Below are 16,845 nucleotides of genomic sequence, written 5' to 3'. Positions count from 1 at the left end.
ATGCTATTTTTTGTTTTCTTTTTCTTCGGCCTCGGCTAGTTTCTTTAACAAGATGGGTGTAGGCATATGCATAATTTGCTCTAAAGGTAGGTTAAGTGTCTCAGATAGCTTTATTGCGGTATCTGATGAGATTTGTAAAGGTTTCACGGTTTCTCTCCTAATCTTCTATTCAATATTTAATGGTGAAAAAGTGATGAAAAGCCCATCTAATGGGCTTTTTCTCTTGCTGAATTATAGCCATTTCACTTTCGGTTCCGTCTTATCGATAATTCGTTTAATATTGGCACGATGACGGTAAAAAATGAAAACGGTCAGTATACCGATCACGATGATAAGAGCCCAGTCGCCGAAATGGAATACTAGGCTGTATATGAGGGCCAGTAGGCAAGCAATCATTGATGATAGTGATACATATTTGGTTATGTATAAGGATATAAAAAATATGAGAACGGCAAAAAGGAAAAATAAAGGTTCATAAGCCAGTATGACACCAGCTGATGTTGCAACTGCTTTTCCACCCCGGAAATTCGCAAAGATGGGGAACATATGACCGATTACTGCACAAATTCCAGCTAGTAATTCAGGCATATCCGCACCTAGGAAGAATGGGAGGAGCGTGGCTAATGTACCTTTAAGTATGTCCATGATCGTTACGGTCAGCCCAGCCTTGACACCAAGCGTTCTGAAGGTGTTCGTGCCACCTAAGTTTTTACTGCCATGCTCCCGAATATCAATGTTGTAAAAGGTTTTTCCGATTATCAAACCTGATGGAATCGATCCGATTAAGTAGGCAGCCAGAATAATGATGATTGTAAGCATTCGATAACCCTTTCTTAAAGAAGAATATTCATATTTTATCGTGCATGAACAGGCTGAAAGTGATAGAAGGACCAAATCAGCCTCAAATACCTGATAAGTTTATCTTATTGTAACATTTTCATGATAAAATGGCATGGCTGTCTGGAAAAATCCTTATGAATTTTTTAGATATATCTTCGAATTCTATGATTTGAATGGTTTATAAGAAGGGTTTATCGTTAATATAAGAAATGTAACGTGTACTTCCATCCAAGTATCGGGATAACCATTCCTTTATGTCTGAAATGAAATTAATAGACGAAATATCTGTTCGGTAAGAATGAATTTTTGTATAATGGTTTTCTTAATAATGGTATTAAACTGCTTTTCTTTGTAAAATATTCTTAATGAGGCAAAACTATTCGTTAGTATTGTATTTTATATTAAAGGGGACTGATAAAAGTGATTGAAAATCCTAGTAGGGAAGAAATGGGCAAGATGTTAAAAAAATCGAAACGGATTGCTGTGGTAGGACTATCGAATAATCCTGATCGAACTTCATATATGGTTTCAAAAGCTATGCAGGATAATGGATATGAAATCATTCCGGTCAATCCTGCCGTATCCGAAGTGATGGGGGTTAAGGCGGTTGCATCACTAAAAGATATTGTTGGACATGTCGATATCGTCAATGTTTTTCGCCGCTCTGAATACCTACCGGAGATTGCAAAAGAATTCGCAGAAATTGATGCGGATATCTTTTGGGCACAACTAGGGGTTGAAAACGAAGAGGCATATAATTTTCTAAAAGAAAAAGGCTATACTGTTATTATGAATCGATGTATAAAAGTTGAACACGCTCTTACAAAATAAAGTAAAGAGCGGATTTTTCCGCTCTTTTTTTATAAGTGGGGAATTAAATTTTTTGAAAAACATAGCTTGAATTGAAAACGAAACATAGTTATCGCAATTAAACTACATATAAAATTTAAGAGAAATAGTAAAACGCTATTTGCCAAATGAAAATTTACGGCTACAATTAGAACGGTGGATCAGATAGATTTTACAATAAAACGAACATGATAAATTCCGATCAAGAATATTAACGTTTAATAAAGGGACGAAAAAAATAGAACACTTGTTCTTTTTGTTCGAAACCATTATACTTTATGTAAAGATAACGAACATATAAATTATTTGGTTTAAGGTTAAGAGTCATTTCATTGCAGTATGATTTGGCCCGGAAATTGTGTTTAGTAAGGAAAGGGGAATTTCTGTGGCAAAGAAAGTAAAGACAATCGAGTACAATGATGATGCAATTCAGGTACTGGAAGGACTCGAAGCGGTCAGAAAACGTCCCGGTATGTATATCGGCAGTACGGATGCACGTGGACTTCATCATTTAGTGTATGAGATTGTGGATAACTCCGTAGATGAGGTTTTGGCCGGTTATGGAGACCACATTAGTGTGAAAATACATAAAGATAATAGTGTAAGTGTAACGGATAAGGGTCGGGGGATGCCTACAGGTATGCATAAAACGGGGAAACCTACACCTGAAGTCATTTTGACGATTCTTCATGCCGGAGGTAAGTTCGGACAAGGTGGATATAAAACAAGTGGCGGTCTGCACGGGGTTGGTGCATCAGTTGTCAATGCATTGTCTGAATGGCTTGTCGTGACGATTAAAAGAGACGGGTTCATTTATGAACAACGTTTCTTCAACGGGGGTAAGCCGGAAACCACCTTGGAGAAAATCGGCAAAACCAATCAATCCGGAACAAGAATTCATTTTAAGCCGGATCCTAAAATATTTTCGGTTACCACATTTAATTATGATACGCTCTCTGAAAGACTTCGTGAGTCTGCTTTTCTTTTAAAGGGCATGAAAATAGAGTTGATAGATGAACGGAAAAACGAGCATGAAATATTCCATTATGAAACTGGGATAGAAGCTTTTGTAGAATATTTAAATGAGGAAAAAGAGACGCTCCATAATGTTGTCAGTTTAGAAGGGGAACAGAATGGAATTGAGGTGGATCTGGCTTTTCAATTCAATGATGGATATTCAGAAAACATCCTAAGCTTTGTCAATAATGTCCGCACGAAAGATGGCGGGACCCATGAAATTGGGGCTAAGACAGCGATGACACGTTCATTTAATGATTACGCCAGAAAGATGGGGTTATTAAAGGAAAAAGATAAAAATCTTGAAGGATCGGATATACGAGAAGGATTATCTTCGATTATTTCTGTCCGCATTCCGGAAGAGCTCCTGCAATTTGAAGGTCAGACTAAAAGCAAGCTGGGTACCAGTGAAGCGCGGTCTGCTGTCGATTCAATCGTTTCAGAGCATTTAGCATACTTTTTTGAAGAAGATCCGACGACTACCACACTATTAGTGAAAAAGTCCATCAAAGCTTTCCAAGCTCGTGAAGCGGCCCGAAAAGCTCGGGAAGATGCTAGAAGCGGAAAGAAACGGAAAAAATCCGATGGTAATCTTTCGGGGAAATTGACGCCAGCCCAATCGAAAAATCCCGAGCGAAATGAATTATATCTTGTTGAAGGGGACTCTGCAGGAGGATCTGCCAAGCAAGGTCGGGATCGACGTTTTCAAGCGGTGCTACCGCTAAGGGGTAAAGTCATCAATACCGAAAAGGCTAAGCTTGCCGATATTTTCAAAAATGAAGAAATAAACACGATTATTCATGCCATAGGTGCAGGAGTGGGGGCGGAATTCAATACCCCTGATACCAATTATGATAAAGTCATCATCATGACTGATGCCGATACGGATGGAGCACATATTCAAGTATTACTGCTTACATTCTTTTATCGTTATATGAAGCCATTAATAGAGGCAGGAAAGGTATTTATCGCCTTGCCGCCATTATATAAAGTGAGTAAAGGCACGGGAAAGAAAGAGATTATAGAATATGCCTGGAGCGATGATGAACTTCAGGGTGCAATTGATAAAATAGGCAGAGGCTATATGATCCAGCGCTATAAGGGTCTTGGTGAGATGAATGCCGATCAGCTATGGGATACGACCATGAATCCGGAAACAAGAACATTGATTCGCGTCAAAATCGATGACGGGGCACGTGCTGAAAGACGTGTAACAACGTTAATGGGTGACAAAGTAGAGCCGCGCCGTAAATGGATTGAAGCCAATGTTGCTTTTGGTCTCGAAGAGGAATCGAATATTTTAGATAATGAAAATATGTCGATTGAAGAGGAGGTCAATAACGATGGTATTTGAAGAGTCATTTCGTGATTTACCGCTAGAAGAGGTTATTGGAGATCGCTTCGGGCGTTATAGTAAATATATTATTCAGGATCGTGCATTACCAGATGCAAGAGATGGATTAAAACCGGTTCAGCGCCGGATTTTATATGCCATGTTTGTAGAAGGGAATACCCAGGAAAAAGGGTTTAGAAAATCTGCCAAAACGGTCGGTAATGTTATTGGTAACTATCACCCACACGGTGATTCCTCAGTTTATGAGGCCATGGTACGGATGAGTCAGGATTGGAAGTTGCGGAAGGTCATGGTTCAGATGCATGGAAACAACGGTAGTATCGATGGTGACCCACCAGCTGCAATGCGTTATACGGAAGCAAGGCTTTCAGCCATTGCCTCCGAGATGTTACGTGATATAGACAAGCGGACTGTTGATTTTGTCTCCAATTTTGACGATACATCCGAAGAACCTATCGTATTACCGGCAATGTTCCCGAACCTGCTCGTAAACGGTTCGACAGGTATATCTGCTGGTTATGCAACGGAGATTCCTCCACATCAATTAGGCGAAGTCATTGATGCAGCCATTATGAGGATCGATAACCCGAAAGCGACAGTCGCGGATTTGATGACAGTTATCAAAGGTCCCGATTTCCCAACAGGCGGTATCATTCAGGGAATCGAAGGCATTCGTAAAGCCTATGAAACCGGCAAAGGTAAAATCATCGTCCGTGGCTTGGCTGATGTGGAAACGATACGTGGAGGAAAGCAACAAATTGTCGTTACGGAAATCCCTTATGAAGTCAATAAAGCGAATCTTGTAAAGAAAATAGATGAGTTCCGGCTTGATCGTAAAGTTGAAGGAATTGCGGAGGTTCGTGATGAAACCGACCGTACGGGACTTCGAATCGTAATTGAATTGAGAAAAGAAGCAGATGCAAATGGTGTCTTGCATTATTTATATAAAAATTCCGATCTCCAGGTTTCTTATAATTTTAATATGGTGGCGATTTATAAAAAACGGCCGACATTGATGAGCCTGCCTAAAATGCTTGATGCATATATTGACCATCGTAAAGAGGTTATAATTAACCGATCTCGTTTTGAACTTCAAAAAGCACACGATAGGGCACATATTGTAGACGGCTTAATAAAGGCTCTATCCATTTTAGATGAAGTCATCGCTGTCATCCGAGGTTCTAAGGATAAAAGAGATGCTAAAGATAACCTGATTGCCAAGTTTACCTTTACCGAAGCTCAGTCCGAAGCCATTGTATCTTTACAGCTCTACCGTTTGACCAACACGGACATTACAGCTCTAAAAGCTGAAGCAGCGGAGTTAAACAGTAAGATTGAGGAATTGACTAAAATACTTGGTAGTGAGAAGGTTCTACTTCAAGTCATTAAAAAAGAATTACGATTTATTAAAAAAGGGTTTGATGACGGCCGACGTTCGAAAATCGAGAATGAGATTGAAGAAATCAAGATCAATCTTGAAGTCTTGATAGCAAGTGAGGACGTTATGGTCACTGTAACGAAAGAGGGCTATGTCAAGCGTACATCGCTACGATCTTATTCGGCATCCGGCGGGCTTGATTTTGGCATGAAGGATTCAGACCGCATGCTTCAGAAACTGGAAATGAATACGACGGACGTACTGTTGTTGTTCACTTCCAAAGGTAATTTCCTATATTGTCCAGTCCATCAGCTTCCAGATATTCGTTGGAAAGAAACGGGCCAACATATCGCGAATATCATCCCAATAGATCGGGATGAGCAAATCATTAAGGCCATTCCAATAAAAGATTTCAATCAGCCGGAGTTTTTAGTGTTCATAACGAAAAATGGCATGGTCAAAAAGACCGAACTAGCTTCCTATAAAGCACAGCGTCATTCCAAAACCCTAGTAGGCATCAATTTAAAGGGTGATGATGAATTGATTGATGTTCACCACACCGATGGCAAGGCTGATCTATTCATAGTCACCCACAATGGTTATGGCTTATGGTTTGATGAAGAAGAAGTGAGTGTTGTAGGCATCCGTGCTGCTGGTGTGAAGGGAATCAATTTGAAAGAAGATGATTATGTCATTGGCGGTAAGATATTAGCCAAGGATAGTAAGGAATCCATTTTGATCGTCACACAACGCGGGGCCATCAAGAAAATGAAATTGACGGAGTTCGAAAAAACAAGCCGTGCTAAACGTGGGGTTGTCGTATTAAGGGAACTTAAATCAAATCCTCATCGTGTCATTGGATTTGATACAGTCAATAAAACCGATAGTTTGTTCATTCTTTCTGAAAAAGGCAAAATTGAAACCGTTCATGCATCATCATTGAAAAATCATGATCGCTACACAAATGGTTCCTTTATTTTTGACGAAACGGAAAGCGGAAAAGCAAAAGAATTATGGAAAATTTCATTAGAAGATGAATCTGTAAAAGATTCGTAACATCCATTCATTTTATAGTAGGGATGCTGACTTGGTCAGCATCCCTTTTCTTTATTTCTATGGTTGATCTGTGTTCAAATCTAGGCTCATTCGTCCCTTACTGTCCGTGTAGTCAAATAACACCATTTACATTTACCCCGATGCCTTCTTTACTCACTAACTACTTAATATGTTCTTAATTCAAAAGTGAATGATTAAGTCAAAATTAAATCGTTGTAGTGTCCATGAGAAAATCTCAATAATTGGATGATTAATTCAAATTTGAATTTTAATGAAACCAGATTGCTAGCCTGGTAGCGTTTTTAATTTGGCACATTACTTGCATATGATAATTGTATCTTCTTGATTTTTGTGAATTAGGAAAGGGAGCAAAAATGGATAGATCTTATAACAAGAATTCTAATCTTGAAAAAAATTGAAATGACCTTCCTACATGCTCGTCAAAAAGACATATTTTTTAATCTTCGACTCGTATTTCTATTAAACTGCGGTTCATTTAAACAAAAGCCTATACATAGTGCTTTAAGTTAAGAAACAACTCATGTGAAAAAGGTTCGATCGGCAGAAACCAATTTAAAAAAAAGGGGGGCTAACGGCATGGACTTTCGCTTTGATGCAGAGACTCTACTTTTGAAAGAAAATATCCGGCAATTTATTCAAGACGAAATCGAACCATTTGCCATGCAGATTGAAGAGGAAGACCGTATCCCTGATTCTCTCATTCAATTATCTAAAGAAATGGGCTTATTCGGTCTTAGTATCCCTGAGAGGTATGATGGACTAGGTATCGGTATGGTCGAAAAATGTGCCTTATATGAGGAAATAGGAAAAACGCATAATGGGTATACGACGTTGATAGGAGCCCATACCGGTATCGGAACAGTCGGTATTGTGGAGATGGGGAATGAAGAACAAAAGCAAAAGTATCTTTCTGACATGGCAAGTGGAAATCGAATCGGAGCATTTGCTTTAACGGAACCAGCTGCAGGATCACATGCCACAAATTTAAAAATGACCGCGGTAAAATCAGGTGATAGATATATCCTGAATGGAACAAAGCACTATATAACGAATGCGGATGTGGCAGATATTTTCACCGTCATGGCTGTTACGGATAAGGAAAAAGGAGCAAAAGGAATCACTTCATTCATCGTAGAAAAGGGATTCCCAGGATTCCAAGTAGGTAGTATGGAAAGGAAAATGGGGCTACGAGGTTCCCATTCTGCAGAACTGATTTTTGAAAATTGCGAGGTTCCTTTGGAAAATGTACTGGGGGAAGTTGGCCAAGGATACGTCAATGCCCTTAAAATCCTGGCAAACGGTCGAGCAGGACTCGCAGCACGCAATTTAGGTTCATGTCAGTACTTATTGGATTTATCCATTCATTATGCAATGGAACGGGAACAATTTGATGTACCGATTATTGAACACCAGGCTGTATCCCATATGATAGCTGAGATGGCAATGGAAATAGAGGCACTTCGTTCTTTTACCTATAGAGTGGCCTGGATGGTCGATCAGGGAGAGAAAATCATTAAGGAAGCGGCCATGCTGAAGCTTTTCGGTTCGGAAGTATATAATCGGGTGGCGGATAAAGCGGTCCAGATTCATGGAGGACTCGGATATATTAAGGATTTTCCTATCGAACGTTTCTTTCGGGATGCAAGAATTACTAGAATTTATGAAGGTACGTCGGAAATCCAGAAAAACATCATTACAGGGCAATTGAAGAAAGCGCATTCAAAATAATTTTAATGGAAGCTGGAGGGATTGTAATGGATTTACGTTTATCGGATGAACAAAGAATGGTGCAAAAAACGATTCGTAAGTTTGTCGAAAATGAACTGATTCCACTGGAAAATGAAGTGCTCCGGAATGAAATAGCCGGAAAGCCCAGTTTACCTGCAGAGACATTACAGGAATTACAGGAAAAAGCAAAAAAGGCGGGGTTTTGGGGAGTTAATACACCTGAAGAATATGGTGGGGCTGATTTAGGGCAAATGATGATGGCCATCGTGCTGATGGAAGTTTCGAAGACATTCGTTCCTTTCAGTTTCGGTGGATCAGCTGATAATATTCTGTATTATGGAAATGAAGAACAGAAGAAGAAATATCTGATTCCAACGATCAATGGGGAGAAGAAGTCTTGTTTTGCGATGACGGAACCAGGGGCTGGATCCGATACACGCAACATAAAAATGACGGCCATTAAGGATGGAGACGAGTGGGTGCTGAATGGCGAAAAAACGTTCATCACCGGTGGAAATGATGCAGATTTTGTCATGGTCATTGCGGTTACGGACAAAGAACGTCACCAGGCAACGGGGACGGAAGGCGTCACCTGTTTCATCGTGGATCGGGACATGGGATGGAAATCAGAATATATCAATACGATGGGCGAATGGGGACCTGCCGGTTTAGTGTTCGACAATGTACGGGTACCTGAGGAGAATATATTAGGGGAAATACATGGTGGCTACAAATTGGGTCTCGAGTGGATAGGTTTTGCAAGATGGATTGTTGGGGCAAGGGCAGTGGGTTCAGCTGAACGATTACTCCAAATGGCCATCGACTATGCAAAGGAGCGGGTAACTTTCGGGAAGCCTATTGCGGAACGTCAGGCCATTCAATGGCAGATTGCAGACTCTGCTGTTGAAATTGAAGCGGCAAGGTGGTTAGTCTTAAATGCAGCTTTCACACTTGATAATGGAGAAGACAATCGTCATCTAGCCTCGATGGCTAAACTTTATGGCTCGAATATGGGGAATCGAGTCGTCGATCGTGTTTTGCAAATCCATGGTGGCATGGGTTATACAAAAGAACTGCCTATTGAGCGTTGGTACCGTGAAGCAAGGCTCTGGAGAATATACGATGGTACAGATGAAATTCAGCGTATGATCATTTCAAGGAACTTAATTAAAGAACATGTTAAACTAGGACAATTTTTATAATAGATGAGGAGGAACAAACATGACAGGAAGATTTTTAGGAAAAACAGCATTAGTAACTGGTGGAAGCAGGGGGATTGGAAGGGCAATCGTTGAACTACTAGCAAGTGAAGGAGCAAAGGTAGGAATCATCGATATTAATGAAGAGGTCCTGAATGTAGCGGGAAATGAACTACGTGACCAAGGCTATACCATTTATACAAAAGTGGCAAATGTAGTCGAGGCAGAAGAGGTGGAAACTGCTGTCAAGGAAATAGCGGAAACATTCGGTTCACTTGATATCCTTGTCAATAACGCGGGGGTCATTCGCGATAACCTAATATTCAAAATGACCGATTCGGATTGGCAGACAGTCATGGATGTACATTTGAAGGGTACGTTCAATTCAGTCCGTGCTGCTCAGAAATACATGGTTGAAAGAAAATATGGAAGAATCATCAATATTTCGTCCACTTCGGCTCTCGGCAATCGAGGACAATCGAATTATGCAGCTGCAAAGGCGGGGCTGCAAGGGTTAACGAAAACGTTGGCGATTGAGCTCGGTAAATATGGAATCACAGCTAATTCGGTAGCCCCTGGATTCATTGAAACGGAGATGACGCAAGAAACTGCACGTCGTGTGGGGGTCAGTTTTGAGCAGTTCGTTGAGGGAAGTGTGAAGAAGATTCCAGTTGCTAGAAGCGGGAAGCCAAGTGATATCGCAAATGCTGTTGCTTTTTTTGCTGATGAAGCTTCTTCCTTTGTTAATGGTCAAGTTCTTTACGTTGCAGGTGGTCCAAAAAATTAACTGATTAGGTGGGGATGATATGTTTAAAGATTGTATCGAAAAACGTTCCAAACCGGTCAAAAATTCAGTCGAACGTGGGGCCGTGAAAAAATTCGCGGAAGCAATCGGTGACTTGCATCCTATTTTCATTGATGAAGAGATAGGAAAACAATCAAGGTACGGCACGAATATTGCCCCTCCTACATTCCCACGGGTCTTTGATTATGGAGTGATTGAAGGGTTGAACCTCCCTGCTAAAGGGTTAATTCACGGCGAGCAGATTTATCATTATAAGCGGCCCCTTCTGGTAGGGGAAGAAATCACGTGTTATACAGAAGTGAAGGATTATTATGAGAAGAGTGGAAAACAGGGGGATTTGGGGTTTCTAGCATTAAAAAATTATGGAACCGATGCAAATGGTGAGATAGTATTTACTGCCGATCAATTGGTCATCATCAATGATACGGTAAGAAAGTCGGTGGGGAGCCGATGAGTTTGTTAAAAGAATTGAATCCTGGAGATTCTGTACAATCGATAAAGTTGGATCCTGTTTCACGCCTAGATCTCATTAAATACGCTGGTGCTTCCGGTGACTTCAATCCCATTCATACCATTGATGAAGAAGCTAAAAAGGCCGGTCTACCTGGAATCATTGCCCATGGAATGTGGACGATGGGAAACCTTGCAAAGTTATTCAGTGATTCTTATGACATCGGATTTATTGAAGAGTATAAAATACGATTCAAGAGTATGGTTTTTCTAGATGATGTCATCACGCTTCAAGCCTATTTAAAAGAGAAAAAGGAAGATACGTACCATTTTGTTGTAGTTGCCGTCAATCAAGTAGGCAAGGAAACAATCAGTGGGGAGGTCATATTCAAAGTATATTGAATGATAGGTAGTGATGAAGTTATTTCATCACTATTTTTTATTGGAATTTCGACATTATTAAAGGGGATTCGAAAGATATCGAGAATTGAATTAGAAAGAATTCTTTTGCGGTGGTGAATGTATTGAATCAACTGAAACAGGATTCCCAGATCAAATGGATCAAAGAATGGCCATTTCCTGCCATTATCCTTGATGATGAAGGCAAGATTAAAGAATGGAGCCAATATTTTAAGGAACAGATGCAGAATAGAAATACCCTTTCAGATTTATTTGATAGATGGATATTTTTTGATAATAATAGGCTGGCAACAGCATACCATGGCACCAATCGATATGTATTTATCTCAGTGATGCAATTGGAAAAAGGCGAGCATTTATATGTAGGGGGTCAAACTTCATATGTCGATGATGTAATGGAAGAATTCGGGGAAACCAAAAAAATGAACCGCGCATTGGATGCCATCATTGAGAATTCCTATGATGGCATTTATATCACCGATCCTGATGGAGTGACAATATATACAAACCCGGCTATTGAGAGAATTACGGGGATTCCTAAAGAGTATTATATCGGCAAATCAGTAAATCAGTTGATTAAGCGTGGAATACTGAATGCCTCGGTTACACATAAAGTGGTAAAGCAGAGGAGGACTGTATCAGTCGTACAGGATAACTTCGCCGGAAAAGAGACGCTGATCACGGGAAGCCCGGTGTTTAATGGTGAAGGGGAGATTGAACAGATCGTTACGAATATACGTGATTTATCCGATTTGAATGAACTGATGCATGAATTGACGAAAGTGAATGAATTGAACAATCAGTATAAGCAGGAAATCGAAAAGCTAAGAAAGATTACAAATCAAGATGGAGTCGTTTTTGTTAGTGAAAAGATGAGGAAGATTTACGAAATTGCTGAAAGGATTTCAGACATTGACGCGACAGTCCTTATATTAGGGGAAACGGGTGTGGGAAAGGACGTATTGGCCCGCAATATCTTTAACGGGAGCATCCGTTCAAAAAAAGGGGATTTCGTTAAAATAAACTGTGGGGCGATTCCTGCCGATTTATTGGAGTCTGAACTGTTTGGCTATGAGGGGGGAGCGTTTACCGGGGCTAATCACAAGGGGAAACCGGGGATGTTCGAAATAGCTGATAACGGAATATTATTTTTGGATGAAGTCGGTGAACTCCCACTTCAGCTTCAGGTAAAATTACTTCGTGTTCTTCAGGAAAGGGAAATACAAAGAATCGGAGGAACGAAACCGAAGAAAATCGATGTTCGTATTATCGCGGCCACAAATCGAAATCTATTGGATATGGTCAAAGCGGGAGAATTTCGCGAAGATTTATATTATCGCCTGAATGTCATCCCCATTGTGATTCCACCTCTTAGGGAAAGAAGAGAAGATATCCTCGCATTGTCTGATTTATTTTTAACCAAGGCCAACAACCAATATAAATTGACCAAAAAGTTAGATTCAGCGTTAAAAGATTATTTTTTTCATTATGATTGGCCGGGAAATGTCCGAGAACTGATTAATATAGTGGAAAGACTGGTCGTGTTAACGAATGGTTCCGTCATCTCGGTAAGCGACTTGCCTGTAGAATATCAGCAAGAAAACATGAGCCAAACCAACTCTCGTGATTCTCAGTCTCTAAAGGAAGCGGTGGAGGGAGCTGAAAAAGAAATATTGACAAAAGCGGCGCAAACTTATCAGACCACATATGAAATTGCTGAAGCTCTTGATTCAAGCCAGGCTACGATTGTCAGGAAACTAAAAAAATATGGATTGAGAGTCAGTGAAAAGAATAGGTAAGCAAAGGGGGATTTCCGTAAGGGGAATACCCCTTTTCATTTCTTCCCTAGTAGTCATCTGGATAATAATATATCTATGAATCTGAAAGACAATCCATTCTAATTCAAAAGTGGTTCGTTCAGTCAAAAGTGAATGATGGTTATGCCATATGAATTCAATTATTTGAATCAAAAGTGAATCATTCTTATTTCGTAAAGTGACTTAGTATGGCTTTTTCAAGATGGCATAGTACTTGCATTGTTATTAAGGAAATGCTTTACAAATGATTTATGGGGAATGTGAGGTGACTGTGGAACGTTTCCGACGATTGCACAGCGTTATTCAGTTGACAGATATGAAGATAGTATTCATGAAATCATAAAATGGGATGCAGACAACTAAAAAAGTAGATAAAGATTACGGAAAAATGGGTCGAAACGAGGTTACAGAAGAAGCGGGTAGCCTTTCGATGGATTACGCGATAAAATAATGAAAGCGCTAACAAAAAAGGTTGGCATTAACAATTCGATAGGGTCATGGAGAAGAGTTCCTTATGGTTAGGGATGTTGTATTCAAGTAAAGCATTACCTACGAACATTCATTGGGATAAGGGAGGAAGGAAATGGAGATTTTAATTCAGCAATTGTTTAATGGTTTAACAATCGGAAGCGTATATAGCCTAGTTGCCCTTGGGTTGACATTGGTATATGGGATTCTTCATATCCCTAACTTTGCCCATGGTGCTCTCTATATGATAGGAGGGTATGTCACGTTGTCGATGATGACGTTATCTGGGCTGAATTACTGGATTGCTATGTTCGTGTCCGTCATTGTCGTGGGCCTTCTTGGGGTTTTATTGGAACGATTCGTATTCCGTTTGTTAAGGGATGCTCCACCGTTGCATGATAAAATTGCAGCCATTGGAATTTTACTTTTTCTTGAAGCCTTTGCACAATTTGTCTGGGGAGCTGATTTTCAAACCATGCAATCTCCTTATGGACAAGTAGTCAATATCATGGGCTTGACGTTCACGATGCAACGTTTGTTGATTATTGTGGCGGCAATCGTGGTCATGTCGGTTCTCTATCTGTTCTTAAAGAAGACGTATACAGGTTCCACGATCATCGCGATGTCCCAAAGTCGTGAAGGGGCTTCGCTAGTCGGGATTAACATCAATAAAGTTGCCATGCTGACCTTCATGATTTCTGGGGGGCTAGCCGCCATTGCTTCCTCCCTTGCATCTCCCATCAATCTAGTTTTTCCAGGCATGGGTCATTTAGTGATATTAAAGGCTTTCGTGATTATCATCCTAGGAGGGATGGGAAGCGTTCCAGGTGCAATCGTTGGTGGATATATTCTTGGATTCAGTGAAAGCCTTGGCGCAACCTATATATCCAATGATTATAAGGATATCATAGCCTTCTTCCTTTTAGTAGTCATCTTAACGGTCAAACCGACGGGTCTTTTCGCAAAGGGGGAGAGGTAGTTTGAATATCTTATCAAAACGAAATGTCATCTTAATTTTGATCATCCTGGCCTTTTTATTTCCAATCATCGCGCAGAATGACTATTACGTTCATATGTTAACGTTGTCTTTCATCTGGGCAATCGCGGTATATGGAATTAATCTGTTAGCGGGCTATACGGGCTATCTTTCGCTTGCCCATGCTGGATACTTTGCCATTGGGGCGTACTCATTGGGGTTATTGACGGTAAAAGCGGGAATGAACTTTTGGTTGGCACTGGTCTTGTCTTGCCTAATTTCAGGGGCGCTTGGTTTTTTGGTCGGCTTAATAGCATTGAGAACAAAAGAACACTTTTTCGCAATTTATACTTTATGCGTCGGATATATCATCTACCTGGTCATCGATAAATGGGAAGGTCTTACAGAAGGAGTTAGAGGCTTGATTGGGATTCCGGCCCCTGGAAATATCGGACCCATCACTTTCGAGACGGCCGCTTCACAATATTATTTGGTGCTCATTTTCCTACTTGGTGTCATTTTGGTCATGTATCGCATTGTTCATTCGTTGACAGGGAGAACCTATATGGCCATCAGGAATAGTGAGGAACTTGCCCAAACGATAGGCATATCCACGATGAAGAATAAGTTGACCGCATTTGTTCTTTCTACATTTTTTGCAGGCTTGGCAGGTGCCTTATATGCTTCATTCGTGCGGTTTATCGGACCGGATATCGGGTCTACGGCCATAATGTTCGACTTGTTGATGTATCTACTGGTCGGCGGAATAGGAACTCTATCGGGACCTTTGGTTGGAACTTTGCTTCTCGTCATACTATCCCAGAATCTACAATTTCTCCAAGAGTATCGAATGTTGATCTTTGGACCTTTACTTACGTTGATCATAATTTTCTATCCACGCGGTATTTCGGGTGCATTCTTTGATTGGAAAATTAAACGAAGAGATAAGAAACAACTGATTATGAGTAAGGACGTTCCGGTTAATGCGGAGGAGGGATGAAGATGTTTATCGAAACGAAGAATTTAACAAAGAGTTTCGGGGGATTGGCAGCTGTAAAAAATGTGGATTTCACCATTGAAAAAGGAAAGATCAATGCGATTATCGGGCCTAATGGAGCCGGGAAGTCTACGTTTTTCAACTTGATCAGCGGCTTCCATCGTCCAAGTTCTGGAGCAGTCCTCTTCAAAGGGAAAGACATCACGAAGCTTCCTGCCAATGAAATAGCGGGGCTTGGCATAGCAAGAACGTTCCAGACGACTAGTCTTTTTGAACAATCCACCATCTTGGATAACGTGATTGTAGGGCATAGGCTTCGCACTAAATCGAATTTGGTAGATGCTATCCTAAGGACGAAGAGGTTAAAACGGGAGGAAAAGGCCTGTCGTGATAAAGCGATGGAAGTTTTGAGAATTGTCGGCTTAATGGATGCGGCAAATAAGATGGTCTCGAGTATTTCTCAAGAGGAAAAGAAGAGGACGGCGATTGCCCTTGCCCTTGCGACGGATCCGGAAATCATCTTTCTTGATGAACCGGCTGCCGGTATAAACCCTGATGAAACAGAAGGGCTTACAGAACTGATCAAGGAGTTGAATCAATCGGGCTTCACGATTTGCTTGATCGAGCACAAGATGCATATGATCATGAACTTAGCTGACCATATCATGGTCCTGAATTACGGGGAAAAGATTGCTGAGGGCACTCCAAAAGAAATCAGGGGGAATGAGGCGGTTATTAAAGCCTATTTAGGAGGTAGTGCTAGTGCTTAAGTTAACTGATGTTACTGTATGTTATGGGAGCTTCACTGCGATTAAGCAAGTGAATATTGAAGTGGAAAAGGGAGAAATTGTCGTTCTATTGGGGGCGAACGGGGCAGGCAAAAGCACGACATTCCGTTCTATCAGCGGAATAAGCAAGCTGGCTCAGGGTGAAATTCATTTTGAGGAACTGGCTATCGGAGGTAGGGCTCCGGATAAGAATGTCCAAGCTGGAATCGTGCAATGTGCAGAAGGGCGGAAACTGTTTCCTCAGATGACTGTCCAGGAAAACTTGAAGATGGGAGCTTACGTACATCGAAAAAAAAAGATGGAAATCAAGTCCTCATTGGAAAATGTCTATCATTTATTTCCTATTTTAAAAGAAAAACTCCATGATGAAGCCGGCAGCTTGAGTGGTGGACAACAACAGATGCTGGCCATTGGCAGGGCTTTGATGTCTAAACCGAAGCTTTTGATGCTAGATGAACCTTCTGTGGGCCTCGCTCCTTTGATTGTTGAACAGATGTTCCAAGTCATCGAAGAAATAAACCGGGAAGGAATAACCGTTCTACTAGCCGAACAGAATGCGAATGCTGCTCTTAGCATTGCAGATAAAGGATATGTTTTTGAAAATGGGGAAATTGTCGTTGAAGGGACCGCAAAAGAATTATTGTCTAACGATGAAGTAAGGAAAGCCTATATCGGAGCATAA

Annotated in this window: 15 protein-coding genes; 13 read left to right on the top strand and 2 right to left on the bottom strand. The window is 40.7% G+C overall.

Annotated elements, in window-relative coordinates; all coding sequences use genetic code 11:
• Positions 1 to 3: 3 nt before the first annotated feature.
• Together ACIQXH_RS07410 and plsY are read right to left on the bottom strand one after the other, a co-directional pair.
• Entirely contained in the window at positions 4 to 147 is a 144-nt protein-coding gene (locus ACIQXH_RS07410) for a YycC family protein (RefSeq protein WP_402872669.1), read from the bottom strand.
• A gap of 84 nt (positions 148 to 231) precedes the next feature.
• On the bottom strand, positions 232 to 819 hold the full coding sequence (gene plsY, locus ACIQXH_RS07405; RefSeq protein ID WP_402989500.1) for a glycerol-3-phosphate 1-O-acyltransferase PlsY: 588 nt from the start codon (positions 817 to 819) through the stop codon (positions 232 to 234).
• A gap of 468 nt (positions 820 to 1,287) precedes the next feature.
• On the opposite strand from plsY, the gene ACIQXH_RS07400 reads away from it, so the two are divergent.
• The 13 genes from ACIQXH_RS07400 to ACIQXH_RS07340 all read left to right on the top strand — a co-directional run bounded on the left by ACIQXH_RS07400 (position 1,288) and on the right by ACIQXH_RS07340 (position 16,845).
• Positions 1,288 to 1,671 carry a CoA-binding protein gene (locus ACIQXH_RS07400; protein WP_402873203.1) on the top strand — a complete coding sequence of 128 codons (384 nt, stop codon included), beginning with the start codon at positions 1,288 to 1,290 and terminating at the stop codon, positions 1,669 to 1,671.
• A 403-nt stretch (positions 1,672 to 2,074) separates the two neighbouring features.
• The gene (parE, locus tag ACIQXH_RS07395; RefSeq protein WP_402872675.1) at positions 2,075 to 4,060 is read left to right on the top strand and encodes a DNA topoisomerase IV subunit B; all 1,986 of its coding nucleotides are present in this window, start codon (positions 2,075 to 2,077) and stop codon (positions 4,058 to 4,060) included.
• Positions 4,050 to 6,494 carry a DNA topoisomerase IV subunit A gene (gene parC, locus ACIQXH_RS07390; protein WP_402872678.1) on the top strand — a complete coding sequence of 815 codons (2,445 nt, stop codon included), beginning with the start codon at positions 4,050 to 4,052 and terminating at the stop codon, positions 6,492 to 6,494. Before parE ends, parC begins: the two co-directional genes overlap by 11 nt.
• Positions 6,495 to 7,091: 597 nt before the next feature.
• On the top strand, positions 7,092 to 8,243 hold the full coding sequence (locus tag ACIQXH_RS07385; protein ID WP_402872681.1) for an acyl-CoA dehydrogenase family protein: 1,152 nt from the start codon (positions 7,092 to 7,094) through the stop codon (positions 8,241 to 8,243).
• Between the two features lie 26 nt (positions 8,244 to 8,269).
• A complete protein-coding gene (locus ACIQXH_RS07380; protein WP_403122887.1) occupies positions 8,270 to 9,445 on the top strand; it encodes an acyl-CoA dehydrogenase family protein in 1,176 nt (391 codons plus the stop codon).
• A 19-nt stretch (positions 9,446 to 9,464) separates the two neighbouring features.
• Positions 9,465 to 10,229 carry an SDR family oxidoreductase gene (locus tag ACIQXH_RS07375; RefSeq protein ID WP_403122885.1) on the top strand — a complete coding sequence of 255 codons (765 nt, stop codon included), beginning with the start codon at positions 9,465 to 9,467 and terminating at the stop codon, positions 10,227 to 10,229.
• Between the two features lie 19 nt (positions 10,230 to 10,248).
• Complete coding sequence (locus ACIQXH_RS07370) at positions 10,249 to 10,701, top strand: MaoC family dehydratase N-terminal domain-containing protein (protein WP_402872688.1); 453 nt, start codon at positions 10,249 to 10,251, stop codon at positions 10,699 to 10,701.
• The gene (locus tag ACIQXH_RS07365; protein ID WP_402872690.1) at positions 10,698 to 11,099 is read left to right on the top strand and encodes a MaoC/PaaZ C-terminal domain-containing protein; all 402 of its coding nucleotides are present in this window, start codon (positions 10,698 to 10,700) and stop codon (positions 11,097 to 11,099) included. The genes ACIQXH_RS07370 and ACIQXH_RS07365 overlap by 4 nt, the downstream gene beginning before the upstream one ends.
• 122 nt (positions 11,100 to 11,221) lie before the next feature.
• Positions 11,222 to 12,916, top strand: a complete 1,695-nt coding sequence (locus ACIQXH_RS07360; RefSeq protein ID WP_402872693.1) for a sigma-54 interaction domain-containing protein — start codon at positions 11,222 to 11,224, stop codon at positions 12,914 to 12,916.
• A 601-nt stretch (positions 12,917 to 13,517) separates the two neighbouring features.
• A complete protein-coding gene (locus tag ACIQXH_RS07355; RefSeq protein WP_402872696.1) occupies positions 13,518 to 14,381 on the top strand; it encodes a branched-chain amino acid ABC transporter permease in 864 nt (287 codons plus the stop codon).
• A 1-nt stretch (position 14,382) separates the two neighbouring features.
• Positions 14,383 to 15,378, top strand: coding sequence for a branched-chain amino acid ABC transporter permease (locus ACIQXH_RS07350; RefSeq protein WP_402872698.1), 996 nt, complete (start codon positions 14,383 to 14,385; stop codon positions 15,376 to 15,378).
• A 2-nt stretch (positions 15,379 to 15,380) separates the two neighbouring features.
• Positions 15,381 to 16,145, top strand: a complete 765-nt coding sequence (locus ACIQXH_RS07345; RefSeq protein ID WP_403122882.1) for an ABC transporter ATP-binding protein — start codon at positions 15,381 to 15,383, stop codon at positions 16,143 to 16,145.
• Positions 16,138 to 16,845 (top strand): ABC transporter ATP-binding protein, encoded by a 708-nt coding sequence (locus ACIQXH_RS07340; RefSeq protein ID WP_402959114.1) that lies wholly within the window; start codon positions 16,138 to 16,140, stop codon positions 16,843 to 16,845. Before ACIQXH_RS07345 ends, ACIQXH_RS07340 begins: the two co-directional genes overlap by 8 nt.

The sequence above is a fragment of the Peribacillus sp. NPDC097225 genome, from assembly GCF_044761955.1.
GTDB lineage: Bacteria > Bacillota > Bacilli > Bacillales > DSM-1321 > Peribacillus.
The sequence above is the reverse complement of the archived record's forward strand: the minus strand, read 5'-3'. Positions and strand labels throughout refer to the sequence as shown.